This window comes from Arthrobacter sp. E1SS-5, assembly GCF_057073715.1.
Map to the genome: position 1 here is coordinate 1,240,004 of NZ_CP172703.1, position 26,201 is coordinate 1,266,204.

Annotated in this window: 26 protein-coding genes; 16 read left to right on the forward strand and 10 right to left on the reverse strand. The window is 65.5% G+C overall.

The features are described 5' to 3' along the window. Positions 1–32: 32 nt before the first annotated feature. The 6 genes from ACIGJD_RS05840 to ACIGJD_RS05865 all read left to right on the forward strand — a co-directional run bounded on the left by ACIGJD_RS05840 (position 33) and on the right by ACIGJD_RS05865 (position 6,413). Positions 33–1,265 (forward strand): branched-chain amino acid ABC transporter substrate-binding protein, encoded by a 1,233-nt coding sequence (locus tag ACIGJD_RS05840; RefSeq protein WP_142130689.1) that lies wholly within the window; start codon positions 33–35, stop codon positions 1,263–1,265. 152 nt (positions 1,266–1,417) lie between these two features. Continuing rightward, on the forward strand, positions 1,418–2,425 hold the full coding sequence (locus ACIGJD_RS05845) for a branched-chain amino acid ABC transporter permease (protein ID WP_142130688.1): 1,008 nt from the start codon (positions 1,418–1,420) through the stop codon (positions 2,423–2,425). Next, complete coding sequence (locus ACIGJD_RS05850; RefSeq protein ID WP_483688709.1) at positions 2,422–3,669, forward strand: branched-chain amino acid ABC transporter permease; 1,248 nt, start codon at positions 2,422–2,424, stop codon at positions 3,667–3,669. Before ACIGJD_RS05845 ends, ACIGJD_RS05850 begins: the two co-directional genes overlap by 4 nt. Continuing rightward, positions 3,666–4,637, forward strand: a complete 972-nt coding sequence (locus ACIGJD_RS05855) for an ABC transporter ATP-binding protein (protein WP_483688710.1) — start codon at positions 3,666–3,668, stop codon at positions 4,635–4,637. Before ACIGJD_RS05850 ends, ACIGJD_RS05855 begins: the two co-directional genes overlap by 4 nt. After that, positions 4,624–5,337, forward strand: coding sequence for an ABC transporter ATP-binding protein (locus ACIGJD_RS05860; RefSeq protein WP_142130685.1), 714 nt, complete (start codon positions 4,624–4,626; stop codon positions 5,335–5,337). The genes ACIGJD_RS05855 and ACIGJD_RS05860 overlap by 14 nt, the downstream gene beginning before the upstream one ends. Positions 5,338–5,483: 146 nt before the next feature. Continuing rightward, positions 5,484–6,413, forward strand: coding sequence for a Bax inhibitor-1/YccA family membrane protein (locus tag ACIGJD_RS05865; protein ID WP_483688711.1), 930 nt, complete (start codon positions 5,484–5,486; stop codon positions 6,411–6,413). 99 nt (positions 6,414–6,512) lie between these two features. On the opposite strand, the gene galK is transcribed toward ACIGJD_RS05865, so the two are convergent. After that, positions 6,513–7,694: a galactokinase gene (gene galK / locus ACIGJD_RS05870; RefSeq protein WP_483689436.1), complete on the reverse strand. Its 1,182-nt coding sequence runs from the start codon at positions 7,692–7,694 to the stop codon at positions 6,513–6,515. Between the two features lie 2 nt (positions 7,695–7,696). Further along, complete coding sequence (gene galT / locus ACIGJD_RS05875) at positions 7,697–8,854, reverse strand: galactose-1-phosphate uridylyltransferase (protein ID WP_483688712.1); 1,158 nt, start codon at positions 8,852–8,854, stop codon at positions 7,697–7,699. A gap of 102 nt (positions 8,855–8,956) precedes the next feature. Between galT and ACIGJD_RS05880 the strand changes: the two genes are divergently transcribed. The 4 genes from ACIGJD_RS05880 to ACIGJD_RS05895 all read left to right on the forward strand — a co-directional run bounded on the left by ACIGJD_RS05880 (position 8,957) and on the right by ACIGJD_RS05895 (position 13,212). Beyond that, positions 8,957–9,922 (forward strand): aldose 1-epimerase family protein, encoded by a 966-nt coding sequence (locus ACIGJD_RS05880; RefSeq protein ID WP_483688713.1) that lies wholly within the window; start codon positions 8,957–8,959, stop codon positions 9,920–9,922. Between the two features lie 66 nt (positions 9,923–9,988). Then, positions 9,989–11,332: an AI-2E family transporter gene (locus ACIGJD_RS05885; RefSeq protein WP_483688714.1), complete on the forward strand. Its 1,344-nt coding sequence runs from the start codon at positions 9,989–9,991 to the stop codon at positions 11,330–11,332. A 3-nt stretch (positions 11,333–11,335) separates the two neighbouring features. Then, positions 11,336–12,574 (forward strand): threonine ammonia-lyase, encoded by a 1,239-nt coding sequence (gene ilvA / locus ACIGJD_RS05890; protein WP_142130681.1) that lies wholly within the window; start codon positions 11,336–11,338, stop codon positions 12,572–12,574. Between the two features lie 8 nt (positions 12,575–12,582). Then, complete coding sequence (locus ACIGJD_RS05895) at positions 12,583–13,212, forward strand: rhomboid family intramembrane serine protease (RefSeq protein ID WP_483688715.1); 630 nt, start codon at positions 12,583–12,585, stop codon at positions 13,210–13,212. Positions 13,213–13,350: 138 nt separating this feature from the next. Here the strand turns inward: ACIGJD_RS05895 and greA are convergent, their stop codons facing one another. Then, positions 13,351–13,845, reverse strand: a complete 495-nt coding sequence (greA, locus tag ACIGJD_RS05900) for a transcription elongation factor GreA (RefSeq protein ID WP_483688716.1) — start codon at positions 13,843–13,845, stop codon at positions 13,351–13,353. A 151-nt stretch (positions 13,846–13,996) separates the two neighbouring features. After that, complete coding sequence (locus ACIGJD_RS05905; protein WP_142130678.1) at positions 13,997–14,455, reverse strand: DUF4307 domain-containing protein; 459 nt, start codon at positions 14,453–14,455, stop codon at positions 13,997–13,999. Between the two features lie 127 nt (positions 14,456–14,582). Between ACIGJD_RS05905 and mca the strand changes: the two genes are divergently transcribed. Both mca and ACIGJD_RS05915 read left to right on the forward strand, forming a co-directional pair. Then, a complete protein-coding gene (gene mca / locus ACIGJD_RS05910; RefSeq protein WP_483688717.1) occupies positions 14,583–15,488 on the forward strand; it encodes a mycothiol conjugate amidase Mca in 906 nt (301 codons plus the stop codon). Between the two features lie 94 nt (positions 15,489–15,582). Next, on the forward strand, positions 15,583–15,936 hold the full coding sequence (locus ACIGJD_RS05915) for a hypothetical protein (RefSeq protein WP_483688718.1): 354 nt from the start codon (positions 15,583–15,585) through the stop codon (positions 15,934–15,936). A gap of 25 nt (positions 15,937–15,961) precedes the next feature. Here ACIGJD_RS05915 and trhA read toward each other — a convergent pair whose 3' ends face one another. Next, positions 15,962–16,705, reverse strand: a complete 744-nt coding sequence (trhA, locus tag ACIGJD_RS05920) for a PAQR family membrane homeostasis protein TrhA (protein WP_483688719.1) — start codon at positions 16,703–16,705, stop codon at positions 15,962–15,964. A 148-nt stretch (positions 16,706–16,853) separates the two neighbouring features. Here trhA and ACIGJD_RS05925 point away from each other — a divergent pair, with 148 nt between their 5' ends. After that, entirely contained in the window at positions 16,854–17,615 is a 762-nt protein-coding gene (locus tag ACIGJD_RS05925) for an isoprenyl transferase (protein ID WP_272910836.1), read from the forward strand. A 239-nt stretch (positions 17,616–17,854) separates the two neighbouring features. Next, positions 17,855–19,273, forward strand: a complete 1,419-nt coding sequence (gene phoH2, locus ACIGJD_RS05930) for an RNA 5'-3' helicase PhoH2 (RefSeq protein ID WP_483688720.1) — start codon at positions 17,855–17,857, stop codon at positions 19,271–19,273. Positions 19,274–19,501: 228 nt separating this feature from the next. Here the strand turns inward: phoH2 and ACIGJD_RS05935 are convergent, their stop codons facing one another. Together ACIGJD_RS05935 and ACIGJD_RS05940 are read right to left on the reverse strand one after the other, a co-directional pair. Continuing rightward, complete coding sequence (locus tag ACIGJD_RS05935; RefSeq protein ID WP_483688721.1) at positions 19,502–20,149, reverse strand: GNAT family N-acetyltransferase; 648 nt, start codon at positions 20,147–20,149, stop codon at positions 19,502–19,504. A gap of 42 nt (positions 20,150–20,191) precedes the next feature. Then, positions 20,192–20,986 carry a hypothetical protein gene (locus tag ACIGJD_RS05940; protein ID WP_483688722.1) on the reverse strand — a complete coding sequence of 265 codons (795 nt, stop codon included), beginning with the start codon at positions 20,984–20,986 and terminating at the stop codon, positions 20,192–20,194. A 60-nt stretch (positions 20,987–21,046) separates the two neighbouring features. Here ACIGJD_RS05940 and ACIGJD_RS05945 point away from each other — a divergent pair, with 60 nt between their 5' ends. Then, positions 21,047–21,586, forward strand: coding sequence for a prepilin peptidase (locus ACIGJD_RS05945; RefSeq protein WP_483688723.1), 540 nt, complete (start codon positions 21,047–21,049; stop codon positions 21,584–21,586). A 43-nt stretch (positions 21,587–21,629) separates the two neighbouring features. Beyond that, positions 21,630–22,100 (forward strand): NUDIX hydrolase, encoded by a 471-nt coding sequence (locus tag ACIGJD_RS05950; RefSeq protein ID WP_286402824.1) that lies wholly within the window; start codon positions 21,630–21,632, stop codon positions 22,098–22,100. Positions 22,101–22,254: 154 nt separating this feature from the next. On the opposite strand, the gene ACIGJD_RS05955 is transcribed toward ACIGJD_RS05950, so the two are convergent. From ACIGJD_RS05955 to ACIGJD_RS05965, 3 genes are all read right to left on the reverse strand, one after another. Next, entirely contained in the window at positions 22,255–23,940 is a 1,686-nt protein-coding gene (locus ACIGJD_RS05955; RefSeq protein ID WP_483688724.1) for an MDR family MFS transporter, read from the reverse strand. Next, complete coding sequence (locus ACIGJD_RS05960) at positions 23,937–24,611, reverse strand: TetR/AcrR family transcriptional regulator (RefSeq protein WP_483688725.1); 675 nt, start codon at positions 24,609–24,611, stop codon at positions 23,937–23,939. Before ACIGJD_RS05960 ends, ACIGJD_RS05955 begins: the two co-directional genes overlap by 4 nt. A 135-nt stretch (positions 24,612–24,746) precedes the next feature. After that, entirely contained in the window at positions 24,747–26,174 is a 1,428-nt protein-coding gene (locus tag ACIGJD_RS05965; RefSeq protein ID WP_483688726.1) for a class II fumarate hydratase, read from the reverse strand. Between the last annotated feature and the right edge of the window lie 27 nt (positions 26,175–26,201).

Sequence of the window (26,201 nt, forward strand, 5' to 3'; positions counted from 1 at the left end):
CATCGCATGGCCCTGTTTCGGAAGGCAGACAAATGTACCGAAAGAAAGTCCTCACCTCGTTGGCAGCAGCAGCCACATTCAGCATGCTGCTGTCGGCCTGTGCCAACCAGGCGGGCCCCGGCACCACCGAAAGCTCCGGTTCGTCCAGCAAGGTGAATATCCCCGCCATTTCGAAAGTGGATGTCCCCTCCGGTGCCGTCAAACCGGCCGGTGACGGCAAGGCCACCTGCCCCGCAACCACCACGTTGGCCTACGCAGGCGCGCAGACCGGTCCCAACGCCCAGCTCGGCGTCAACATCTTCAACGGCATCCAGCTGGCCATCGACCAGCACAACAAAGCCAACCCAGGCTGCCAGGTCCAGTTCAAGAAGTTCGACACCGAAGGTGACCCCAACAAGGCCACCGGCCCTGTCACCCAGCTGGTGAGCGAGCAGGACATTGTCGGTGTGGTTGGCCTGCCCTTCTCGGGTGAATCCAAGGCCACGGGCAACATCTTCGAGCAGAAGGGCCTGGTCCACATCACGCCCTCGGCCACCAACCCCACGCTTACCGAGAACGGCTGGACCACCTTCTTCCGGGGCCTCGGCAATGACGCCGTCCAGGGCCCGGCAGCGGCCAAGTTCCTCACCGGCAAGCTGGGCGCCAAGAAGGTCTACCTGGTCCAGGACGACTCCGACTACGGCATCGGTTTGGGCACCTCCACCTCCGCCGGCCTGGGCAGCGCGCTGGCCGGAACGGAAAAGGTGACCACCGGGCAGAAGGACTTCTCGGCAGTCATCTCCAAGATCATGAACGCCAAGGCTGATGCCGTGTTCTACGCCGGCTACTACGCCGAGGGTGCACCGTTCGACCAGCAGCTGGTAGGCAAGGGCTTCACCGGAACCTTCGTGGCACCGGATGGCGTCAAGGACGACCAGTTCATCAAGCAGGCAGGCGACGCCTCGAACAACGCCTACTTCACCTGCCCATGCATCCCCGGCGAGCTCATTACCGACTTCGCCACGGCCTACAAGGACGTCTCCAAGGGCGCAGAACCCGGAACGTACTCGATCGAAGGCTACGACGCCGCTACTGTCCTCCTGTCCGGCATTGACGCAGGCAAGCAAAGCCGCGCGGACCTGCTGGCCTGGGTCAAGGCCTACGACAAGGACGGCCTGAGCAAGCACTACAAGTGGGACGCCAAGGGTGAACTCCAGGCCCCGACCGTCTACGGCTACAAGGTGGAGAACGGCAAGATCGTCCCCGTCGGTCCCATCGGGGAGTAGCAGTCCAGCAGGAATCGGCTGTGGGGGCCAGCAGATGCGGCCCCCACAGCCTTTTCTTCGCTTGGCAGCATTCCACGACCAACCCAGGTCACTAGACACAAGTCCCACGGCCGGGCCCACAAGGCCGCGTGCAACTGGATCAGGACGTTCCCATGCTTTCCACTCTTGTCCCACTACTCCCGACGGAAAACGACTGGATCACCTTCGACATACCGTCCCTGGCCGAGAACTTCTGGAGTGCCACCTTTGACGGCCTCACCTTCGGAGCCATCTACGCGCTCGTAGCGCTGGGTTACACCCTGGTCTACGGCGTCCTCAACCTGATCAACTTCGCCCACTCGGAAGTGTTCATCGTTGGCTGCTACGCAGTCTTCTTCACGCTTAGCAGCCTTGGCTTTGGTCCTTCCGTTCCCCGGCTGGATATCTGGGCCATCATCCTCAACCTGTTGCTGGCACTGGTTTTGGCCATGCTTGCCTCCGCAGTAACAGCCTTCCTGCTGGAACGCATCGCCTATAAGCCGCTCCGCAAGCGGAACGCGCCGCGCCTGGTCTTCCTGATTACTGCCATCGGCGCTTCCTTCACCATCCAGTACCTGATCTACCTGTGGCGCGGTCCCAGCCCTGAGCTTGCCTTGACCATGTTCCGTCCCACGCCGATCTTCGATGTGTTCGGCACGATCATCGACTCCCAGCAACTGGTGATCATCATTGCCGCGGTGATCATGATGGTGGGCATCGACAGGTTCATCAGCAAGTCGCGCACCGGCCGCGGCATCCGTGCGGTGGCGCAGGATCCTGACACCGCCACATTGATGGGCGTCAACAAAGAGCGCATCATTATTACCACCTTCGTCATCGGAGGCCTGCTCGCAGGAGCCGCCGCCTTGTTCTACGTCATGAAGATTCCGTCCGGTGTCCAGTACAGCGGCGGATTCGTCCTTGGCATCAAGGCTTTTGCGGCCGCAGTGCTCGGCGGCATCGGCAACGTCCGCGGCGCCCTGCTGGGCGGCCTGCTGCTTGGCTTGATCGGCAACTACGGCCAGATCCTGCTGGGCAACTCTCAGTGGACCGACGTCGTGGCGTTCGTGGTGCTGGTGCTCGTGCTGCTGCTGCGGCCCGAAGGCATCCTGGGAACCTCCCTTGGAAGGAGCAAAGCATGAGTATGACGGATGGCCCCACGCCGCTGCGGACAGCGGCTGCCGAACAGGCTGCAGAGGACCGCGAAGCCTCGTCGAAAGCCCCGGGCAGGAGCGCGCTCCGGCAGCAGGGGAAACGGAAGTCCGGCTACTTCTCTGACCGGTGGCAGGCCTTGTCCCGCCAGCAGCAGTGGGCATTCCTGGTGGTCGTGGTGGTCCTGGCCTACCTGCTCCCGCTGATCAATCCGCCCATCATCACCACCGAACCGGGCAACAACTTCGCCCTGGCCTGCTTCGACATGGCACGCTTTGCGCTGATCGCGGTCGGGCTGAACATCGTGGTGGGGTACGCCGGCCTGCTGGACCTGGGATACGTCGCCTTCTTCGCGGTGGGTTCGTACGTTGCCGCCATGCTGACCAGCCCGGATTCGCCCTACCTGCACATCCCGTATCTGTGGACGCTCCCTGTGGCCATGGCGGTCACCATGTTCTTCGGCGTCATGCTGGGCGTGCCCACCCTCCGGCTCAGGGGCGACTATCTCGCCATCGTGACGCTCGGCTTCGGCGAGATCATCCGCATCCTGGCCACCATCATCCCGGCCATGAAGGGCCAGGTGGGCTTCCAGAACGTGGGCCACCCGCCCGGCGACGGGGCTGACGGCCAGCCGATCTTCTCCAACTCAAACGGTGTGCCCTGGTACTGGCTGACCCTGACCATCATCATCATCGTCACCCTGCTGGTGGGCAACCTGGAACGCAGCCGTGTGGGCCGCGCCTGGATCGCCATCCGTGAGGATGAGGATGCAGCCGAAATCATGGGTGTTCCCACCTTCAAATACAAGGTGTGGGCCTTCGCCATCGGTGCTGCCGTCGGTGGCCTTTCCGGTGCGCTGTTTGCCGGCCAGGTGGGGTTCGTTAACAACCAGAAGTTCGATGTCACCACGTCCATCCTGTTCCTCGCCGCCGTCGTCCTCGGCGGTGCGGGCAACAAGGTGGGGGCCATCCTTGGCGGAGCATTGGTCAGCTATATCCCGCTCAGGTTCACGGCCATCGCCGAGTACAAATACCTGATCTTCGGCATTGCGCTGGTGCTGATCATGATCTTCCGTTCCCAGGGACTGCTCCCGGCCCGGCAGCGGTTGCTCGCCTATGGCCGGACGGCCTTGAACAAGATCACCAGCCGCGACGCCACGGAACCCAAAGACACGGACACTCCGGCGGCGGGCCCTGATACCCGCGCCGCCGGGCAGAGAGGAGCGGAGGCATGAGCTCCGAGGAAAGGCACAGCGGCTCCAGCAGCGTGGAAGAGCAGCCGGCACACGAGGCCGCCGCCGCATCCCAGGAAAGCCCCGCGGCCCCTGTCGCGCCGGAACTGGACATGGATGCCCTGGCCGAGGCCGGGGTGGACCAGGAACTGGCCGAAAAGGTGGCTCCGGACCGCGATATCGCGGTCAAAGTGGGCGACAACATCGTCGAGGTGCAGAACCTGACCATCAAGTTCGGTGGCCTCGTGGCGCTGGACAACGTCAGCTTCAACATCAAGCGCGGCGAGATCCTGGGGCTCATTGGACCCAACGGCGCAGGCAAGACCACCTGCTTCAACGCGATGACCGGCGTCTACAAGCCCACCAGCGGGAAAGTGGTACTGGAGGGCCAGGTCCTGAACGGCATTAAGCAGCACAAGATCACCCGCCTGGGCCTGTCGCGCACGTTCCAGAACATCCGCCTGTTCGGCGAAATGACCGCCTTGGAGAACGTGGTGGTGGGCCTGGACGCGCGGCACCGCACCAGCGTCGGTGGAGCACTGCTGCGCCTTCCCACCCACACCCGGGAGGAAAAGTCGGCCATCGAACGCGGCATGGCCCTGCTGGACTTCGTGGGCATCGGCAGCCATGCGCATGTCCTGTCCCGGCAACTCCCGTACGGCTACCAGCGCCGGCTCGAAATTGCACGGGCACTGGCCACCGACCCAAAGGTGCTCTGCCTTGACGAGCCTGCTGCAGGGTTCAACCCGGCTGAGAAAGAGGAGCTGATGGCACTGATCCGCACCATCAGGGACGAGGGCTACACCGTGCTGCTGATTGAGCACGACATGAAGCTGGTGATGGGCGTGACGGACCGGATTGTGGTGCTGGAGTTTGGGAAGAAGATCGCGGACGGACTGCCGCGCGAGATCCGCGAGGATCCCCGCGTTATTGCCGCCTACCTAGGAGAGCCCGAAGATGACGTTGCTTGAACTTGAGGGGGTATCCGTCCACTATGGCCGCATCCAGGCACTGCGGGACATTTCCTTCACCGTAGAGGAAGGTGAAGTGGTGGCGCTGATCGGTGCCAACGGCGCAGGCAAGACCACCACCATGCGGACCATTTCCGGGCTGCTGAACTGCACGGAAGGCAAGATCACCTTCGCCGGGCAGGACATCACCAAGATGAAGGCCCACATCCGGGTGGTCCACGGGATTTCGCAGGCCCCGGAGGGGCGCGGCATCTTCCCGGGCATGACCGTGATGGAGAACCTGGACATGGGAACCTTCGGACGCAAGGACAGAAGCGGCGTTGCCAAGGACCTGGACCGCGTCTTCGACCTGTTTCCCCGGCTGAAGGAGCGGGAGAAGCAGTTCGGCGGCACGATGTCCGGCGGTGAGCAGCAGATGCTGGCCATCGGACGGGCCCTGATGTCCAACCCGAAGCTGCTGCTGCTGGACGAGCCGTCCATGGGGCTTGCACCGCAGTTCATCCGCCAGATTTTCAAGATCATCAAGGAAATCAACAACCAGGGCACCACGGTGCTGATGGTGGAGCAGAACGCCAACCAGGCCCTGGCAGGCGCACATCGCGCCTTTGTGCTGGAAACCGGGGAGATCACCCGCAGCGGCACCGGGAAGGAGCTGCTGGAGGATCCTTCCGTCAAGGAGGCCTACCTGGGCGTCGGATAGTTCCGCTGCAGGGGCCCGGTGCGTTCAGGACGCACGGTCACGGTTCGGTTGCAACCGGGCCCCTGGGGAACTTTCCAGGCCGCCGCCACGTGGGAATTGGTAGCGTAACCAAACCATCACCCACACCCACATGGAGGAACACCGCAATGGCACTTGGCGGCAACCCGATCTTCAACGGAAAGAGTTTCCGTGGAGCCACCCAGGCACCGCCTGTCCCGCAGGCTCCTTATGGCGCTCCCTACGGCCAGCAGCCGTACGGGCAGGCTCCTTACGGCCAGCAGCCGCACGGCCAGGCTCCCTATGGCCAGGGCTGGGGCACGCAGTCCCAGAACATGACCGACGAACAGCTGCGGCAGATGTACGCCCAGCCGTCCGCCGGTCCCGCAGACACCGGCCGCATGACGTTCGACGACGTCATCATGAAGACCGCTGCCTGCCTTGCAGCCGTGATTGCCGGCGCCGCAGTCACCCTTGTGGTGGCACAAGGCCTGGCCTCCCTGCTGATGATCGTCGGTGCCCTGGGCGGTTTTGTACTGGCTCTGGTGAACACCTTCAAGAAGCAGCCGTCGCCGGCGCTGATCCTGGCCTACGCAGCCCTCGAAGGCCTGTTCCTTGGCGGCCTGACCCGGATCCTCGACGGCATGTTCCCCGGCGTGGGCCTCCAGGCCGTGATCGGCACGCTGTCCGTCTTCGCCGTGACCCTGGTCCTCTTCAAGAGCGGCAAGGTCCGGGCCACGCCACGCGCCATGCGGTTCTTCATGATCGCCGTTATCGGCTACGCCGTGTTCGCGCTGATCAACATGGTCATGATGTGGACAGGCGCCGTGCAGAGCCCGTTCGGCCTGCGCACCAGTGTTGAAATCTTCGGCATCCCGCTGGGCGTCTTCATCGGCCTGCTGGCCATTGGCCTTGCTGCCTTCTCGCTGATCATGGACTTCACGAGCATCGAGGCGGGCGTCCGCAGCGGCGCTCCGCAGCGCTTCTCCTGGACCGCTGCCTTTGGCCTCACCGTCACGCTGGTTTGGCTGTACGTGGAGATCATCCGCCTGCTGGCCATCCTCCGCGGCGACGACTAGGCACCCAGGCAGCTTCCGCCGTCGTACGTTAAGCAACCGTGGGCCCCACCAATTGGTGGGGCCCACGGCCGTTAAGGGCGTTGCGCCTACGCCACCTGGCTAGGAGATCCGCCTCGCTCCGGCGGCAGGGGAGACGGTAAAGATCTCCGGTGCCGCAAAGCCGGCGCCAGCGAAAGCTTTCACGACGGCGTCACGCACCTTTTGTTCCGCGTCCACCGGGGTCAGCGCGATGGCTGCTCCGCCGAACCCGCCGCCCGTCATGCGCGCGCCGATGGCCCCATTGGCCCGGGAGGTGTCCACGGCCAGGTCCAGTTCGGGGCACGAGATTTCAAAATCGTCGCGCATGGAGGCGTGGCTGGCATCCAGCAGGGGGCCGATGGCGCTGGGGCCGGGGCCACCCAGCAGCTCCACGGTCTGGAGCACCCGGTCATTCTCGGTGACCACGTGCCGCACCCGCCGGAAGGTCTCCTCGTCCAGCAGGCCGCTGGCCTCCTCAAGGTCGGCCACCTCAACGTCCCGCAGGGCCTTGACGCCCAGCACCTCGGCGCCCAGCTCGCAGGAGGCCCGCCGTGAGGCGTAGCCTCCATCGGAGTGCGCGTGCGACACCTTGGTGTCGATCACCAGGAGCACCAGGCCCGCGGGCTGGGTTTCGAAGGGAACCAGGCTTGCCGTCTGGTCCCGGCAGTCCAGGAAGACCGCGTGGCCCTCTGAACCGCGCAGCGATGCGGACTGGTCCATGATGCCCGTGGGCGCACCGACGAAGTCGTTTTCCGCCCGCTGGGTGGCCAGCACCATGTCCTGGGCAGACAGGCCGGCCCCGGTGAGATCGTTCAGTGCCGTGATGACCGCGCATTCGATGGCGTGCGACGACGAAAGGCCGGCACCGAGCGGCACGTTGGAGTCCAGGAGCAGGTCCAGTCCGGGGACGTCGATGCCCCGCTCCCGGAGTGCCCACATGACGCCCAGGGGGTACTTGGTCCAGCCCTTTGCTGTGCCGGGCTGCAGTGAATCGGTGGTGGTGCTGACTACGCCCTGGTCACCGTAGGTTGAGAGCAGCCGCACGGTGGAGTCCTGGCGGACGGCGACGGCAACGCGGGCCGCGCGGTCGATGGCGAAGGGCAGGACAAAGCCCTCGTTGTAGTCGGTATGTTCGCCGATGAGGTTCACCCGCCCCGGGGCCTGCCATACGCCGTCGGGCGCGCTGCCGAACTCCTGCTCGAAGCGGGCGCTGAGGTCTACCCGGGCGTCAGGCGCGGTGCCGGCCTGGCCTTGTTCCTGCATGCTCACGCGGAGGCTCCTTCCGGGGTGGCGGCCATGGCGGCAGCACGCGTGGACGACGGCGGGACCACCACAGTGCGCAGGCGTTCCGCCACATTTTCGGGGGTGGTGTCGTTGATGAAGGCACCCATGGCTGCTTCCGACCCGGCCAGGTACTTCAGCTTATCGGCGGCCCGGCGCGGGGAGGTCAGCTGGAGGTGGAGGTAGCCGGCCGGCCGAAGGACGTCATCCAGCGGCGCCTGGTGCCAGGCGGAGATGTAGGGCGTGGGTGTGGGGTACAGCGCATCCACCCGCTTGAGCAGGTCCAGGTAGACGTGTGCCAGCTCATCTTTTTCCTCCCCGCCCAGTGCGGCAAGGTCGGGGACATGGCGGTGCGGTACGAGGTGGATTTCCAGCGGCCAGCGGGCTGCGAAAGGCACGTAGGCACTGAAGTGCTTGCCCTCAAGCACCATCCGGCTGCCGTCTTCCCGTTCGGCGCGCAGCAGTGAGCCGGTCAGGGTGTCCCTGCCGTCTTTGGCGTCGTAGTACTTCCTGGCGGCGGCACCCAAGACCCCTGCGCGCGGCGTGACGTACGGGTAGGCGTAGATCTGGCCATGGGGGTGGTGCAGCGTCACGCCGATATCAGCCCCGCGGTTTTCGAACGGGAAGACCTGCTTGATGCCGTCCAAAGCGCTGAGGGCAGCGGTACGCTGTGACCACGCCTCGATCACGGTGCGGGAGCGCTGGGGGGTCAGGCCGCTGAAGGACCCGGTGTGTTCCGGGGTGAAGGACACCACTTCGCAGCGGCCGTAGGCAGGGCCTTTGGTTCCCCATGCGGCGCCCTCGGGTACCGGTCCCAGGGCCGGTCCCAGGGAGGGGAACCGGTTTTCGAAGACCACGACGTCGTAATCGTCGGCAGGAATTTCCGAAGCGTTGGCGGGGGTGGTGGGACAAATGGGGCACTGGTCTGCCGGCGGCAGGTGGGTGCGGGTCTGGCGGTGCGCGGCGATGGCCACCCATTCGTCCGTCAATGCATCGAAGCGGACCTCGCCCGGTTCACCACGTGGCGGCAGCCCCCGGTGGTCGGTGGTGAGGTGTTCGGCGCGCGGGGTGGTGGTGCCGGCGTCGTCGAAGTACATCAGCTCCCGGCCGTCGGAGAGCGTGGTGCTGGTAATCCCTGTCATGCAAAAAGTCTCGCACAAACGATCAAGAATGAATAGTTAGCAACAAAAAGTAACAGTGCGCCATATGCGAGGACCCGGGCCGGCCGTTGTACGGTAATGCCCATGACAGCCTCTTCCGAACAGGGAATCACCGCATTTTCCGCAGCCGCCCGGCCTTGCGCTACCGGGCGGCAATACGAGCTGCGGCGCGGCGATGCCGTGGCCGTAGTCACCGAACTCGCCGCCGGGCTCCGCTCCTTTAGCCGGGGAAAGGTCCTGCTGACCGAGACCTACGGCGATGATGAGATCGCCCCCGGCGGTGCCGGCATAACGCTGGCGCCGTGGGCCAACAGGGTGGAGGACGGGCAGTGGCTCCTGGACGGCAGGAAGCAGCAGCTGGACATCACCGAGGTGTCCCGCAACAACGCCAGCCACGGCCTGCTCCGCAACACCGGTTACGCCCTGGTGGGGGAGTCCCCGCACGCCGTCGCACTGGAGGCAGCCGCCTTCCCGCAGCACGGCTACCCGTTCCTGGTACGGCACCGCGTGGAGTACCAGCTTTCGGGAGACCTGGGATTGCACGTCCGGCAAACCCTCACCAACGATTCTGCTGCGGCTGCACCCTTCGTGCTGGGCGCGCACCCCTACCTGCGCCTTGGCGACGCCCCGGTGGAGGAACTGCGGTTGACCGTTGCCGCCGATACCCGGCTGGTGGCAGATGAGCGTTTGATCCCGCGTGGTTCGGCCCCCGTGGACGGGGACGTTGACTTCCGTTCCGGCCGGCACGTTGCGGACATTGCCGTGGACGTTGCCTTGACGGACCTGCACTATGAGGATGGAAAGGCCCGGCATACCCTGGCTGCAGCCGACGGCAGCGCGGTGTCGCTCTGGCAGGATGAAGCCTGCAGTTACGTCCACGTCTATGTGAGTACGCTGTACCCGGGCAGGACCCGTGCGGTGGCCGTGGAGCCCATGACGGGGCCGGCCAATGCCTTCAACTCCGGTGACGGCCTTCGATGGCTGCCCCCGGGGGAGTCCTTCAGCATGGAATGGGGTATCGACTACAGGCCGGGCGGGGCGGGCCGGTAGTTTGCCGGCCGGTGGTTTGCCCCGCCTTTAGTTTGCATTGGGCCGCTGCTGGGGAAGTATGGGGATATGACGCCTAAAGAGGACGACGTTACCCTTGCCCATCCAGCGCCTGCCAATCCGGCCCCGGCGGCAGCCGCCGGGGCTGCGCCCCTGCGGGTCCTGGCTGACCGTGAACTGGACAGGGACATTCCCTACGGAATCCGCATCGCGGCCTCGTGGTCGTGGCGCCTGGGCCTGATCCTCCTGATGGCCGGGACGCTGGTGTGGCTGCTCAGCCATATCACCCTCCTGATCATCCCCATCATGGTGGCCGCCCTCCTCGCCGGGCTCCTCAGCCCGGTGACAGCCTGGCTGAAGAAGCGGGGACTTCCGGCGGGTCTGGCCGTAGCGGTAACCATCCTTGGTTTCATCGGCGTCATTGTCGGGGCGCTGGCCCTGGTGGGGCGGCAGCTGGCTGTCGGCTTCAGTGAGCTCTATTCGCAGGCACTCGAAGGCGTCCGGCAGGTCCAGGACTGGCTGTCCGCAGGTCCGCTGCACCTCACCGCAGACCAGATCGACCAGTACATCAAGGAAGCCACCGATGCGGTGCAGAACAACAGCAGCAGCATCGTCAGCGGGGCTCTCTCCGTCGGCAGCACCGCCGGCCATTTCGCTGCCGGAATGCTCCTGTCGCTGTTCATCCTCATCTTCTTCCTCCTGGAAGGGGACCGGATCTGGGCGTTCCTGGTCCGGATGCTTCCGCGCAAGGCCAGGGCCGCCACGTTCGGCGCAGGCCATAAGGGTTGGGCCTCCATGGTCAGCTACGCGCGCATCCAGATGTTCGTCGCGGCAGTCGACGCCCTCGGCATCGGCGTGGGTGCAGCCATCATCGGCGTCCCGCTTGCGCTGCCCCTCGGTGTTCTGGTGTTCCTTGGCTCGTTCATCCCGGTGGTGGGTGCCCTGGTGACCGGCGTCGTCGCTGTCCTCCTGGCACTGGTGGCCAACGGCCCCGTCAACGCCCTTATTATGTTGGCAATCGTCCTCCTGGTTCAGCAGCTTGAGGGCCACATCCTGCAGCCACTGGTGATGGGCAAGGCGGTATCGCTCCACCCGGTGGCCGTAATCCTCAGCGTTGCCGCCGGCTCCTACCTTGCCGGTATCCCCGGCGCCCTGTTCTCCGTGCCCATCCTGGCCGTAGCAAACTCGGCCGTTCGCTACATCGCCGCCAGAACGTGGGAACATGAACAGGTGCCGGTAATTGCCGGGAAGCCCATCACAGCCGGAGCAGGCGGAGACAACACCATCCAGGATGTTGAACCGCCTTCTGCATCCGACGCCGGAAGGGACGCGGCGGCCGGCACTGCAGCCGAACACCGTGATGCCCGCACCTCCTCCGCGGAGGGCGCCGGGGCAGAACCCAGAGGAGAGTAGTCCGTGAAGATCCTTGAAACCCTTCCCGTCACACTGGACGATGTCCTTGAGGCGCAGAAGCTGCTTGACGGGATTATCGCGCGCACTCCCGTGGAGTCATCGCGGGCCCTCGGCGGCATGGTAGGCGGCGACGTCTACTTTAAATGCGAAAACCTGCAGCGCGCCGGCTCGTTCAAGGTCCGTGGTGCCTATGTCCGGATGGCCCGGCTCTCTCCTGACGAAAAGAAGCGCGGCGTGGTGGCGGCATCTGCCGGCAACCATGCCCAGGGCGTCGCAGTCGCTGCAAAGAGCCTCGGCATCAAGGCCAGGATCTACATGCCCCTGGGCGTCGCGCTGCCCAAGCTCGCCGCCACCCGGAGCCACGGAGCCGAAGTCATCCTGCACGGGCACAACGTGGACGAGGCGCTCGCCGAGGCCCAGCGCTACAGCAACGAAACCGGCATGGTCTTCGTGCATCCGTTCGACAACGTGGACGTGGTGGCGGGACAGGGGACCGTGGGCCTGGAGATTTTGGAGCAGGTCCCGCACGTGGACACCGTCCTCATGGGCGTAGGCGGCGGAGGCCTCCTGGCAGGAGTCGCCGTGGCCATCAAGGCCCGCGCCCGCGAACTTGGCCGGGACATCCGGATCATCGGCGTCCAGGCGGAGAACGCTGCGGCCTACCCGCCCTCGCTGGCCGCGGATGCGCTGGTGCCGCTCAAGAAGGTGTCCACCATGGCGGACGGCATCGCCGTCGGGCGGCCGGGACAGCTGCCCTTCAGCATCATCCGGGAACTGGTGGACGATGTGGTCACGGTCAGCGAGGACTCCCTGGCCCGCGCCCTGATCTTCCTGTTGGAACGGGCCAAGATGGTTGTGGAACCTGCGGGTGCAGTGGGGGTCGCCGCCCTCATGGACGGCAAGATCGAGAACCCGGGCACCACGGTGGCTGTGCTCTCCGGCGGCAATATCGACCCCATGCTGATGCTCAAGGTCATCCAGCGCGGCCTTTCCGCCGCAGGCCGGTACATGACGGTCCGCATGATGCTTGACGACCGGCCCGGCTCGCTGGCGACCATCGCCCGAATCATCGCCGAAAACGACGCCAACGTGACCGGCCTTGACCACACCAGGGTGGGGGGCTCCATCAGCATGGGCGACGTCTCCATCACTGTGAACCTGGAGACCAAGGGCCACCAGCACGGGGAGCAGGTCCTCAGCGCTTTGCGTGCCGAGGGCTTCCAGCCGATCGTGGTGCATTAGGAGCGGCCATGGCCGGACTGGGTAGCGGATTTACGGGGAACGGCCGAAGCCTCGAGCGGCAGACTATCGCGTCCCGCGCGAAGGGCGGACTGGTGGTGCTGGGTGGTTTCCTGGTCCTGCTGTTCGCCATCGAAGTGGTCAACACACTGATGATGGGCGCCCTCACCCGGACGTTCGGCCTGCGCCCCAGGAGCCCTGACGGGCTGCTGGACATCTTTACCTTCCCGCTCCTGCACGCAAACCTGAACCATCTCCTGTCCAACAGCCTGCCCCTGATGATCTTCGGCTTCCTGGTGTTCCTCTCCGGGCTGCGGGTCTTCCTCACCGCCCTGGCTTTCAGCTGGCTGGGCAGCGGCCTGACTGTTTGGCTCATCGGGAACGGTGTCACGGTGGGTGCTTCCGGCCTGGTGTTCGGCCTTTTCGCTTTCCTGCTGGTGCGCGGGTTCTTCAACCGCAGCTGGCGGCAGATCCTCCTCGCCGTGGTTCTCTTCCTGGGCTACGGGAGCATTCTGCTCGGCGCCCTGCCGTTCGTCGCCGGCTACATCAGCTGGCAGGCACATCTTGGCGGTGCGGCCGGAGGGGTGCTTGCAGCCCTCCTGCTTCGTCCGCGCACCCCTGCAATTGCGCGGGGATTCTGATGGCAGGTCCCGCCGCCGGCCTGCACCCATAAGTACTTAAGGAAGAGCGGCGGCCGTCCCGATGGGGACGGCCGCCGCTCTTTTGCTGTGAAAGGCGTCCTGCTTTGCCGCACGTCCTGTGCGGAGCAGGGTTCAGGGCTAGCCCGTGTAAGGCTTGGCGGAGAGGATCTCCACCTTGATGTCCTTGCCGTTGGGCGCGGTGTAGCTGAGGGTCTCGCCCTCCTTGTGGCCCAGGATGGCTGAACCCAGGGGCGACTTCTCGCTGAAGACATCCAGGTCCGAGTCGCCGGCGATTTCGCGCGACCCCAGCAGGAAGGTCTCCTCGTCACCGGCGATCCTGGCGACCACGATCATGCCGGGCTCCACGATGCCGTCATCGGCAGGCGCTTCACCCACATGGGCATCCCGGAGCAGCACCGTCAGCTGGCGGATGCGGGCTTCGATCTTGCCCTGCTCCTCCTTGGCCGCGTGGTAGCCCCCGTTTTCCTTGAGGTCCCCCTCTTGCCGCGCTGCTTCAATCTTCTGGACGATCTCCGCCCGGCCTGCGCCGGAAAGGTGGTCCAGCTCTGCCTTCAGGCGGTCAAAAGCTTCCTGGGTCAGCCAGGCTGCAGATGCGCTGTTGGTGGTAGACACGGACTTCTCCTCTAGTGGTCCTACATGCAAAAGACCCCGCCACGGTGGCCACTTGTGGAACAGTAACCAGCTCAGCGGGGTAAAGGTATCTCTCCATTGTAGTCAATCCCCTGGAGATAACCCAACAGGGAAGCGTCGCAGATCACATGCGTTAGGACTCTGCGCCGGGGATCCAGCAGCTGTCCACCACGCCGGACACGGACGCCGACTCCGTGCGCAAGGTGACGCGCTGGGCCACTGTCCTGCCGCCGTCGGGAGTTCCATCCGCCGCTGTTGGCGGAATGTCCACCACTTTCCAACCCACCACGGCAAACTTGGAATCAAGGGCCTTCACGGCGCACTTGACCGGGTTCCCCGGTTCACGCGTGACCTGGAAGTCGACCTCGGCGAGCGTGGCATCGGTGGTGCTGTAGCCCACGTCCTTGTACGTCACGCCGGAAAGCGAGTTGGAGGTGGTGACCCAGGCCAGGAATCCGATTCCCACGGCCATTGCGGCGGCGATCGCAGCGCGGGCAGCTTTGGGGGAGAGCCGGCGCTTTTTAGCACCATAGCGATTGGCTAGGCTAGAGTCTGCGGGCGCGGGTTGGGCCGGCTGGTCCGGGGAAGTCACCAGACCAGTTTAGTGCCCTTCCGCCGCTGCCTGGCGGTGGCTGTAACTGCCGTGAGGCATATGCCCCGCGATCATCATCCGTAAGCTGCCACCAGCCGCAGAAGAAGAATTAGGAGCCGTCCTTTCCATGACAGCGTCCAGCAACTCCCAGATGCCGCTCCGGCTGCTCGCGGTCCACGCCCACCCGGATGACGAATCGAGTAAGGGCGCTGCGACCATGGCGATGTACGCTGCCGCCGGCGTGGACGTCCTGGTGGCAACCTGCACGGACGGGTCCCGGGGCGACATCCAAAACCCCGCCGTCGAAGGCGAACCGCATCCCAAGCGTGACATGGCCGGCGCCCGCCGCCTCGAGATGCAGCGGGCCGCTGCCATCCTGGGCATCCGCCAGAGGTGGCTTGGCTTTGTCGATTCGGGCCTTCCAGAAGGCGACCCGCTCCCGCCGCTTCCCGCAGGCTCCTTCGCCACCCTGCCTCTGCGCCAGGCGGCAGCGCCTTTGGTCCGGCTGGTCCGTTCCTTCAAGCCGCACGTCATCCTCAGCTATGACGAGAACGGCGGGTACCCGCACCCGGACCACATCATGGCGCACAAAGTAGCTGTTGAAGCGTTCGAGGCCGCCGGCGATCCCAGCCGCTATCCGGACGCGGGGGAAGTGTGGGAACCCAGCAAGCTCTACTATGACCGCGCCTTCAGCCCCGAGCGGTTCCGGGCGCTGCACTTTGCCTTGGAAGAAGCCGGGCTGCAGTCGCCCTATGCTGAACGCCTGGCGGCCTGGCTAGAGTCCGACGCCGAGGGGCACACCCCGCCGCCTGCGGCGCACCCCACCACTACGCAGATTGATTGCGGCGACTTCTTCGAAACGCGGGACGACGCGCTGCGCTCCCACCGCACCCAAGTGGACCCCCTCGGGTTCTTCTTCGCCGTTTCGCCGGAGATGCAGCGCCGCGTCTGGCCGTGGGAGGACTATTCCCTGATCCACTCGCGGGTGCACTCGGAGCTCCCCGAGAAGGACCTGTTTACAGGGCTAAGATAGACAGGCAGGTTATTTCTATCCCGCGTAGAAGATAGGCTTGGCGGCCGCTTCCGTCCGCTGCCTGCTGCATCCGTTCCACCAGAAGGTATCCACCGTGCATTCTCTGCTCCTCACCCTGGCCACCACACCGACCCCCATGCCCACCCCTACGCTTCGGGACGGCATCTCCGAGGACCAGGTGACGCCGGGCTTGCTGGGGTTCATCATGACGGCCTTCTTTGTGGTGGCAACCGCCCTGCTCATCGTGGACATGGTGCGGCGGATCCGCAGGGTGCGCTACCGCGCCCAGGTGGAGGAAGAGCGCATGGCTGCGGCAGCTACGGCGGATGTTGAGGCCGCGGACGCCCAGGACGGGCTCGACGACGGCACGCACCCGGCTGCGAACCCTTCTGCGCCGGATTCCAACGGAAACGGCCCGGCGGACGGGCTTTCGCGGCCGCGCGAGTAGGCGTGCCCCCGGGGTCGAGCAGTCCCTAGGAGAGGACCGCCAGTGCGATCGCCACGAAGTGGGCGGCGAAGGCGAACACCGTGAATGCGTGGAACAGTTCGTGGAAGCCGAAGTGGTAGTAGCTGAAATTGGGCTTCTTCAGGGCGTAGAAAACAGCGCCAGTGATGTAGAGGACACCGCCCACGCAGATCAGCACCGCCGCGGGGACGCTTGCCTGGAAGAACTGCGGCAGGTAGAAGAGGGCGCCGCAGCCCAGCGCGATGTAGATGGGCACGTAGAGCCAGCGGGGCGCGTCAGTCCACAGCAGCCGGAACAGCACGCCGAGGATGGCGCCGGTCCAGATCACCCATAGGAGCACCACTGCCTGCTGGCGTTCCAGGAGTGTCCATGCCAGCGGTGTGTAGGTGCCGGCGATCACCAGCATGATGTTGGTGTGGTCCAGCCGTTTCAGGACGAGTTTCACCCGCGGGGACCAATTGCCGCGGTGGTAAACGGCGCTGACTCCGAACAGCAGGACGCCGGTAACGGCGTAGACGGCCGAGGTAATCCTGCGGTCCGTGGTGGGGGCAAGGGCCACCAGGATGATGCCGGCAGCCAGGGCCAGCGGCGCCGTGACCGTGTGAATCCAGCCCCGCCACTTCGGTTTGATCATCAGCAGTTCCGCCAGGCGGACGGCGGCATCATCCATCGCGCTGGATTCCGGTTCCGCGCCGGCGTTCCGGTCCTCCGGCCGGGGTGCCGGGGAGGCCGTGGGGGAGTCGCTGTTCATGCCACCAGAATAACTTACGGCTGGGTAAGTTACTCATGGGTAACAAGGTTGGAAGGACTGTTGCCCCGTGCTGCAGGTCCCGGGGTTCCGCGGGCGGTAGCCTAGGATGTGGATGTACGTACGGCAGGAAAGTCAGGTGAGTGGACGCGTGGAGTTGCCCGGGTTCCTCTATGGCTATTACGAGCGCCGACTGCTCAAGGACCTTCCGCGGGACCGCATTCCCCGGCACATTGGTGTCATGGTGGACGGCAACCGCCGCTGGGCCAAACAGTTCAATGCACCCACCAGCCAGGGCCACCAGGCCGGCGCTGACAAGATCCACGAATTCCTCGGCTGGTGCCAGGAACTCGGCGTGAAAGTGGTGACGCTGTACATGCTGTCCACGGACAACATGAACCGCTCCAGCGAGGAACTCGACCTCCTGATGGGCATCATCGCCAACACGCTGGACCGGCTGGACGAGGACGCCAACATTTCCGTCCATGCCATGGGTGCTCCTGAACTGCTTCCCGACTACCTGGCCGAACGGCTCAACAAGCTCACGGCCAGGACGCCCGTCCGGGAGAAAATCCACGTCAACGTGGCGGTGGGGTACGGTGGCCGCCGGGAGATCGTGGACGCCGTTAGGGAACTGCTGCATGACGCCGTCGCCAAGGGCATGGACATCTCCAAACTTGCCGATGACTTGTGCGTCGATGACATTTCACGCTTCCTTTACACGCGCGGCCAGCCGGACCCCGACCTGGTGATCAGGACGTCGGGGGAGCAGCGGCTTTCGGGCTTCCTCATGTGGCAGAGCGCCTACAGCGAGTTTTACTTCTGCGAGGCCCTGTGGCCGGCCTTCCGCAAGGTGGATTTCCTCCGCGCCCTGCGCGACTACGCGGGCCGGCAACGCCGCTTTGGTGCCTGAAACCCCCGGTTCACCACGAGTTCATACATCCGCCGGAGAAATCGCCGCCAAATAGTTGCGGAAATGACCCGCTGTGGATTTACGTTATATCCATCAGCAGGCAAAACCGCCGGCTGATCGGGGAGGCCAGTACATGGAGCGAAACATCGCACCGGTTGTATGGGAGGCCGGATCCGGCCTCGTGGCCGAGCCGCCTCACCAATAACAATTCCGGGCTTGCGCCCGGGGCTGGAGTCGATGTGGCTACTTCTGAACAACTGCCCGAGGTCCTGGTTGGACAGGGCGGGAAAGCTACCTCTCGCGATGAGCGAACCACCTTTGAAACCGGCGCGGCAACTGATGCTGTGGCCGGTTTTGCTGTCTCCGGAAGGGAAGCCGACATCCACACCTTCGTCATCGACACCTCCGTCCTGCTCTCCGATCCCCGCGCTCTCCTGCGGTTCGCCGAACACGAGGTGGTTGTCCCCGTCGTCGTCATCACCGAACTCGAAGCCAAGCGGCACGACCCCGAGCTGGGCTACTTCGCGCGGAAGGCCCTGCGGCTCTTGGACGATCTCCGGGTCAAGCATGGCGGCCTGAACCAGCCCCTGCCCATCGGCGATGAGGGCGGCACGCTCATGGTGGAGCTCAACCACATCTCCGCAGAGGTCCTGCCGCTGGGCTTCCGTAGTGGCGACAACGACAGCCGCATCCTCGCCGTGGCCAAGAACCTGGCCAACGAAGGACGCGACGTCACGGTCGTCTCCAAAGACCTGCCCATGCGGGTCAAAGCCTCCGCCATGGGGCTCACCGCCGACGAGTACCGCAACGAGCTGGTCAAGGACTCCGGCTGGACGGGCGTCGCGGAAATCGAAGCCGACGAGCAGGAGATCTCAACACTGTACGGGCACGAACCCGTCTTCATCCCCGCCGCGGCCGAACTTCCCGTCAACACCGGGCTGGTGCTGCTCTCCAACCGCGGCTCGGCACTCGGCCGGGTAGGTGCCGACAAGCAGGTGCGCCTGGTCAAGGGCGACCGCGACGTGTTCGGCCTCCACGGCCGGTCCGCCGAGCAGCGGCTGGCCATCGACATGCTCATGGATCCCGCGGTCGGCATCGTCTCCATCGGTGGACGGGCGGGCACCGGCAAGTCCGCACTGGCCCTCTGTGCAGGACTCGAGGCGGTTCTGGAGCGCCGCGAACACCGCAAAGTGATCGTCTTCCGGCCCCTTTACGCCGTTGGCGGCCAGGAACTCGGCTACCTGCCGGGCTCCGAGTCCGAAAAGATGAACCCCTGGGCGCAGGCAGTCTTCGACACCCTGGGCGCATTGGTCAGCCAGGAAGTGGTGGAGGAGGTCATGGACCGCGGCATGCTCGAAGTCATGCCCCTCACCCACATCCGCGGACGCTCCCTCCACGACGCCTTCGTGATCGTCGATGAGGCCCAGTCCCTCGAAAAGAACGTCCTCCTCACGGTCATGAGCCGCATCGGACAGAACTCGAAAATCGTCCTCACCCACGACGTCGCCCAGCGGGACAACCTCCGCGTCGGCCGGCACGACGGGATCGCCGCCGTCGTCGAAACCCTGAAAGGACACCCGCTCTTCGGCCACGTAACCCTCACCCGCTCCGAACGCTCGCCGATCGCAGCCCTCGTCACGGAACTGCTCGAAGGCTGACTGGGTGCGTAGGGCACCCTTCCTCTGTGTGCTGGCTCGTTCCTCGCCTTTGACGCACGCTGCCGGAAGGCTGCCCCACGCCCAAGCCGGGTTGCGGCCCTTCTCGTAGGAGCGCATCGCGGCGCATCGGCCGCCGTAGGTCGCCCAGCGACCGGAGGTGGCCCTATGCGCTGTGTCTAAGCGACGGAGAAGGACCGCAACCCGGCGTACCCAGCCACGGACAGGCACTCAACGCACGCTGAGGAACTTCGCCGCGGCCTTGTGGCCCTCGACCTGCAGCTCCCAGTCCGGGCGGTTGAAGGTTTCGGGGGTGAGGCGGACGTGCTGGAGTGTCTCTACCTTGGTGCCCCAGGCTTTGCGGCTGGTGCCGTTAAGTTCGTAGCCGAGGGAGCGGGAGACGCCGAGGGAGGCTTCGTTCCAGGCGGCGGCCTCCGATTCGGCGACTTCTGCGCCAAGCCAGTCGAAGGCCCAGAGGACGACGGCGGCACGCATCTCCTTGCCCAGGCCCCGGCCCTGGACGGACTGCTTGAGCCAGGAGCCGGTGCTGACCGTCTTGAGTGCACCGAAGTCCTTGGCGCCCACGTCCTGGCAGCCGATGAACTGGCCGTCGTGCCAGATACCCAGAAGCAGGGTCCAGCTCTCCGCAGTGCATTCGGCCCGGCAGCGCCAGTACCAGCGGGCCATGTTGGGGCCAAGCTCGTCGTCGGGCAGTTCTGTCCATGGCGTGCTGAAAGGGTTCCTGGCGGCGTCGTGGATCCCGCTGCGGGCGGCGTCGACGGCTGCCGGGATGTCCTGGTCGGTGATGGGACGGAGCTCCAGCCGCGGCGTGGTCAGGGTGAGGTCGAACAAGGGCCAGATGGAGCTCATCGTCGTCATCCGCGAAGCCTAGCCGACCGGGGCCAGGAGGACCTGTCACGCTCAGGCGGGAATGTCCCAGCTGATGTGTTTGCGGACGTCGGTGAGGTTCATGGACTGGGCCAGGAACAGGTCGTCGAGCATATATTCGTCCACGGCAAGGATCCGGATCCAATGGCCGTATTCCTCTGTGCCCGCCTCAAGGGATGTGCTGGCGACGCATACACCGGTGCCCACGTCCACGCGGAGCCGGGAAATGCCCGGAAGGCACAGGGGAGCGGCCGGATCAGCGGGGCGGTACGCGGCGTTGGGCGCCACAACCGCTTGAAGGGCGGCCCGGCCTTCGTGGTCGGCCAGGCGGACCTCACGGATATCCAGCGCGTCGCTGCCCGGAAACTCGATGGGTACAGGGGCGCTGCCGGCGAGCTCCACGGGGTCCAGCGCAGCCGCAAAACGGCCGTTGCCGAACCCGGGTTCGCCGTAGGCAGCTTCGGGACGGCGGCGCACCAGGCCGCCGTCGTCGTAGACCGGGGTGACCAGGTGGGGAGGCAGGAGCCAGGATTTTCGGGTGGCCCTCACATAGAAATCGGCCTTGGAATCGTTGATGCCCGTGGTGCTGTGCAGGACCAGGCCTTCCGGGCTTTCCAGCCGGAGCGCCCCGGGCCGCCGCAACCAGGCACGGACAAAAGGCGCGCCGGGAGCCGGTGCCGACTCAAAGGCCTGGTCCCAGTACTCAAACCTCAGCGACTGCCACTTCCAAGGGGATGAACGGCACAGGTTCCGGAACATGCCGGCCAGGTCCGCGGGGGCGGCTGGAGGGCCCGGATCCGGGCGGCGGCGGGAGTCCCAGGTGGACATATCCACATTTTACGCGGGGGCGCTACGGCCGGAACGGGTGGATCCAGTAGCATCCGAGGAGTGATCGGACGACTCGGCGACCTCTGGCAGCACACCCCGCTGGCCTTCTGGCTGGTCCTGGCGGCCTGCCTGTACTTTGCGGTGATGGCCGTCCGGCTCACGATCATCGATGTCCGGCACCACCTCCTGCCCAACAGGATCGTCTTCCCGTCCTACGGAGTGGCCGGGGCACTCCTGCTGGCAGCAGCCGCGGCAACCTGGGCCGGCCCGGACGCGGGGAACACCGGCGGGGTCCTGGCCGTCCCTGCCCTCCGCGTGGTGGCCGGGGCAGGAGTGCTGTGGCTGTTCTATTTCGTCCTCCGGTTCATCTATCCGCCCGGCATGGGGTTCGGCGACGTCAAACTCGCAGGAGTGCTGGGCATGTACCTGGGTTACCTGAGCTGGGGCCACCTGTTCGCCGGAACGTTCCTGGCCTTCCTCCTCGGCGGCCTGTGGTCCCTGGCGCTGCTGGCGGCCCGGCGGGGAACCCTGAAGTCGTCCATCCCGTTCGGCCCGTTCATGCTCGCCGGGGCCGCAGCCGCCATGCTGCTGCCCACCTGAGCGCTCTGCAGTGCCTCAAGGACCTGTTGGATAGGCTGTGGTTATGCCTGCACCCGAATACGTCCTGAAGCTGCGCAAGAAGATCGGCAACGATCCCCTCTGGGTTCCCGGGGTCAGGGGTGTGGTGGTGGATGATGCCGGCCGGATCCTGCTGGCCCAACGGGCGGACAACCGGCAGTGGGCGCTCGTCAGCGGGATGCTGGATCCGGGGGAGCAGCCCGCGCGGGGCCTGGTCCGGGAGATTTTTGAGGAAACGGCGGTGGTGGCGGAAGCCGAACGCGTGGTGTCCGTGGGCGCAGTGGGCCCGGTCACCTACCCCAATGGCGACGTGTGTGAGTTCCTGGACGTCGTGTTCCTGTGCCGTTACGTCTCCGGCGAGGCCAGGGTCAATGACGACGAATCGCTGGCCGTTGGCTGGTTCAGCCTCGATGAACTTCCCGAACTCATGCCGGGGCACCTCACCAGCATCCGCCAGGCCCTGGCCCCCTCCGGGGCCGTCCACTTCGAGCCATAACCCCTCCTGTGCGGGCGGCACGGGCACAGAAAGAAAACAGGGGCGCCGCAACCCCCAAGATTGCGGCGACCCTGTTGGTCTCTTGCCTGCCAGTAGCAGGCGGCAAGCCCCGGCAGCCGGCCCGGCAGCGGCCAGGCCAAGCGTCCGACGGCGGTCAGCGGCCCTGGGAAACCAGCTCGCCGTCGTCGTCCTTGACGATGTCCCCGTCACGCCCAGCGCCGTCGGTGCCGGCAGCGGCGCCGGGAAGCCCGGCGGCGAGCCGCTCGGCTTCCTCTCCGCCCACCGCCTCGCCGCGTGCCACCATACCGGCGGTGTCCGACAACGGGATCTGCTTCAGCGTGATGGCCAGGAGCAGTGCCACGGCGATGAAGGGGAGCAGGTACCAGAACACCGGTGCCAGGGAATCGGCGTAGGCGTTCACGATCGCGTTGCGCAGCTGTTCCGGCAGCTGGTTCAGCGCCTGCGGGTCCAGGGTCCGGGTGGACTGCCCGGCCTGCTCTGCTGAGGCTCCTGCCCCCGTGAAGGCGCTGGTAAGGGATTCCGAGAGTCGGGTGGTGAAGATGGAACCGAACACGGCCACACCCATGGCGGCCCCGACCTCGCGGAAGTAGTTGTTGGTACTGGTGGCGGTGCCGATCTGGTCTGCCGGGACGGAGTTCTGGACCACCAGCACCACAACCTGCATGATCAGGCCCAGGCCGGCGCCGAAGACGAACAGCTGCAGGCAGATCACCCAGATGGGGGTACTCGCGGCGAGGGTGGTCATCCACAGCATGGCCGCCATGGTGAAGACCGCGCCCAGGATGGGGAACATCTTGTACTTGCCGGTCTTGGAGATCCGGATGCCCGAGTAGATGGAGGTACCCATGAGGCCCGCCATCATCGGAAGCATCAGCAGGCCCGATTCGGCTGCCGACGTGCCCGAGGACATCTGCAGGAAGGTGGGGACGAAGGCGATGGCGGAGAACATGCCAAGGCCGAGCGTGAAGCCGATGGCGGTGGCGTTGATGAAGATCCGGTTGCGGAACAGGCTCAGCGGGATGATGGGATCCTCCGCACGGCGCTCCACCAGCACGAACGCGGCGGCGGACAACAGCAGGCCGGCGCCAAAGGCCCAGGTGAGCGGGGAATCCCAGCCTTCGTCCTTCTTGCCGCCGAAGTCGGTTAAGAAGATCAGGCAGGTGGTGGCGGCGGACAGCAGGACGACGCCCAGGACGTCGATCCGCTTTTCGGCCTTCTTGTTGGGCAGAGTAAGGGCGAACCAAGCGATGGCGAATGCCGCGAGGCCAACCGGGATGTTGATGTAGAAGGCCCATTCCCAGGTCAGGTGGTCCACGAAGAAGCCGCCCAGGAGCGGCCCGGCCACGGCGGAGAGGCCGAAGATGGCGCCCAGCGGGCCCATGTACTTGCCCCGCTCCTTGGCGGGGACGATGTCCGCGATGATCGCCTGGGACAGGATCATGAGACCGCCGCCGCCCAGGCCCTGGACGGCGCGGAAAATGACGAAGCCCCAAAAATCCGTGGCCAGGGCGCAGCCCACCGACGCGAGCGTGAACAGGGCGATGGCCACCAGGAAGAGGTTTCGGCGGCCAAGGATGTCACCGAACTTCCCGTAGATGGGCATCACGATGGTGGTGGCCAGCAGGTAGGCCGTGGTGATCCAGGCCTGGTGCTCCACGCCGCCCAGCTTGCCCACAATGGTTGGCATCGCGGTTGAAACGATGGTCTGGTCCAGGCTGGACAGCAGCATTCCGGCGATCAGCGCGGAGAAGATGATCCAGATGCGTTTTTGCGTCAACAGCAGGGGCCCTGCCGGCGCCTTGGTGGTGGCGGTACTCATGATTGTCCTTTTGCGGAGACGGGGTCCGGAATATCGAAGGGCTGGGAGAAGAGCAGGCTGGCTGCGGAAAGGTTTTCCAGGAGCAGGTCCCGGTAGCTTCGGGTGTTGCCGTCCGCGAAGTACGCCATGCTGCTCTTGCGCGCGATGGTGCTGAGCAGGACCACGGCCATCTGCACCACGGGGTGGTCCGGGGCGACGCCTTCACGGCGGGCAACATCCCGGGCGAACTGGGCCTCCCGCTGCTCCGTCACGCCGATGATCCGGAGGATGAGCTGGGGTTCCTTACGGACCACCCCGATGAGCTGCCGCGTCTCTTCCTCCGAGGCGGCCATGTCCTCGGCCAGGCGGAGCGAGAGTCTCACCAAATCGCGGAACAGGGTGGGCGAGATGTCGCCTGCGGGTGAGCCGGCTCCCCCCGCCACGAAATCCTCAACGGCGTCCGCCGGAACGTCATCATCCGCGTGGCCGATGATGGCATCTTCCTTCGTGGGGAAGTAGTTGAAAAAGGTCCGGCGTGAAATGCCCGCGGCCTCGCAGACTTCCTCCACGGTGTACCCGTTGAGCCCGCGTTCCGCGGTCAGGGCCCGGGCAGTCGAGGTGATGGCGGCGCGGGTAGCGGCGCGTTTGCGCTCGCGTAGGCCGGAATCTGTGGAAGTTGCACTATCGGACACGGAGTAAATTTTTGCACCCAAAGCTACTTAGTGCAACTTTGGTGCTTCGAGATTAAAGTACGACGGCGGCCGGCCACCTTTCGCGCGAAAGGTGGCCCGCCGCCGTCGGGCATTCAGCGGTTGGCGCCGCGGGCGTCAGGCCTTGTGGGCCGGGGCCGTCATGGTGGTGACGTCCAGGGCCTTGTCCAGGTCGGCTTCGGAAACCTTGCCCTCGCCCTCACCGACGAAGCCCAGCTTCTCGGTGGCCTGGCGGATGGTCAGGCCCTCCTTGACGGCGGTCTTGGCGATCTTGGCGGCGTTTTCGTAGCCGATGTACTTGTTCAGCGGGGTCACGATCGAGGGGGAGGCCTCGGCCAGGAAGCGGGCGCGCTCCACGTTGGCCGTGATGCCGTCGATCATCTTGTCCGCCATGACGCGGCTGGTGTTGGCCAGCAGGCGAATGGATTCGAGCAGGTTGGCAGCCATGACCGGGATGCCGACGTTGAGCTCGAAGGCGCCGTTGGTGCCCGACCAGGCGATGGCGGTGTCGTTGCCGATGACCTGGGCCGCCACCATGATGGAGGCCTCGCAGATGACCGGGTTGACCTTGCCGGGCATGATCGAGGAGCCGGGCTGCAGGTCCGGGAGGGCGATCTCGCCCAGGCCCGTGTTGGGGCCCGAACCCATCCAGCGCAGATCGTTGTTGATCTTCATGAAGGAGATGGCGATGTTGCGCAGTTGGCTGGACGCCTCGATCAGGCCGTCGCGGTTGGCCTGGGCCTCGAAGTGGTCGCGGGCCTCGGTCAGCGGCAGGCCGGTGTCCGTGGCGAGCAGTTCGATGACGCGCTCCGGGAAACCGGCGGGGGTGTTGATGCCGGTGCCCACGGCGGTGCCGCCCAGCGGAACCTCGGCAACGCGGGGGAGCGAGGCGTTGATGCGCTCGATACCGTAGCGGACCTGTGCCGCGTAGCCGCCGAACTCCTGGCCGAGGGTCACCGGGGTAGCGTCCATGAGGTGGGTGCGGCCGGACTTGACGACGTCCTTGAACTCAGCAGCCTTGCGTTCCAGCGACTCTGCCAGGTAGCCCAGGGCGGGGATGAGGTCGTTGATCAGCGCGGAGGTGGCAGCCACGTGGACCGAGGTGGGGAACACGTCGTTGGAGGACTGCGAGGCGTTGACGTGGTCGTTCGGGTGGACCACCTTGTCGCTGCCGGCGGCCTTCAGCGCACGCGTGGCGAGCTCGGCGATGACCTCGTTGGTGTTCATGTTCGAGGAGGTGCCGGAGCCGGTCTGGAAGACGTCGATGGGGAAGTCGCCGTCGTACTTGCCGGCGGCCACCTCATCGGCAGCGTCTGCAATCGCCTTGGCCAGCTCTCCGTCGAGCACGCCCAGTTCTGCGTTGGCCTGGGCAGCTGCCTTCTTGACCCGGGCCAGCGCCTCGATGTGGGTGCGTTCCAGGGTTTTGCCGGAAATGGGGAAGTTCTCCACTGCCCGCTGCGTCTGCGCGCGGTACAGTGCGTTCACGGGGACGCGGACTTCGCCCATCGTGTCATGTTCAATGCGGAACTCTTCAGTGGAAGTCATGGGGCTAGCTTATGGCGACTGGGCGCC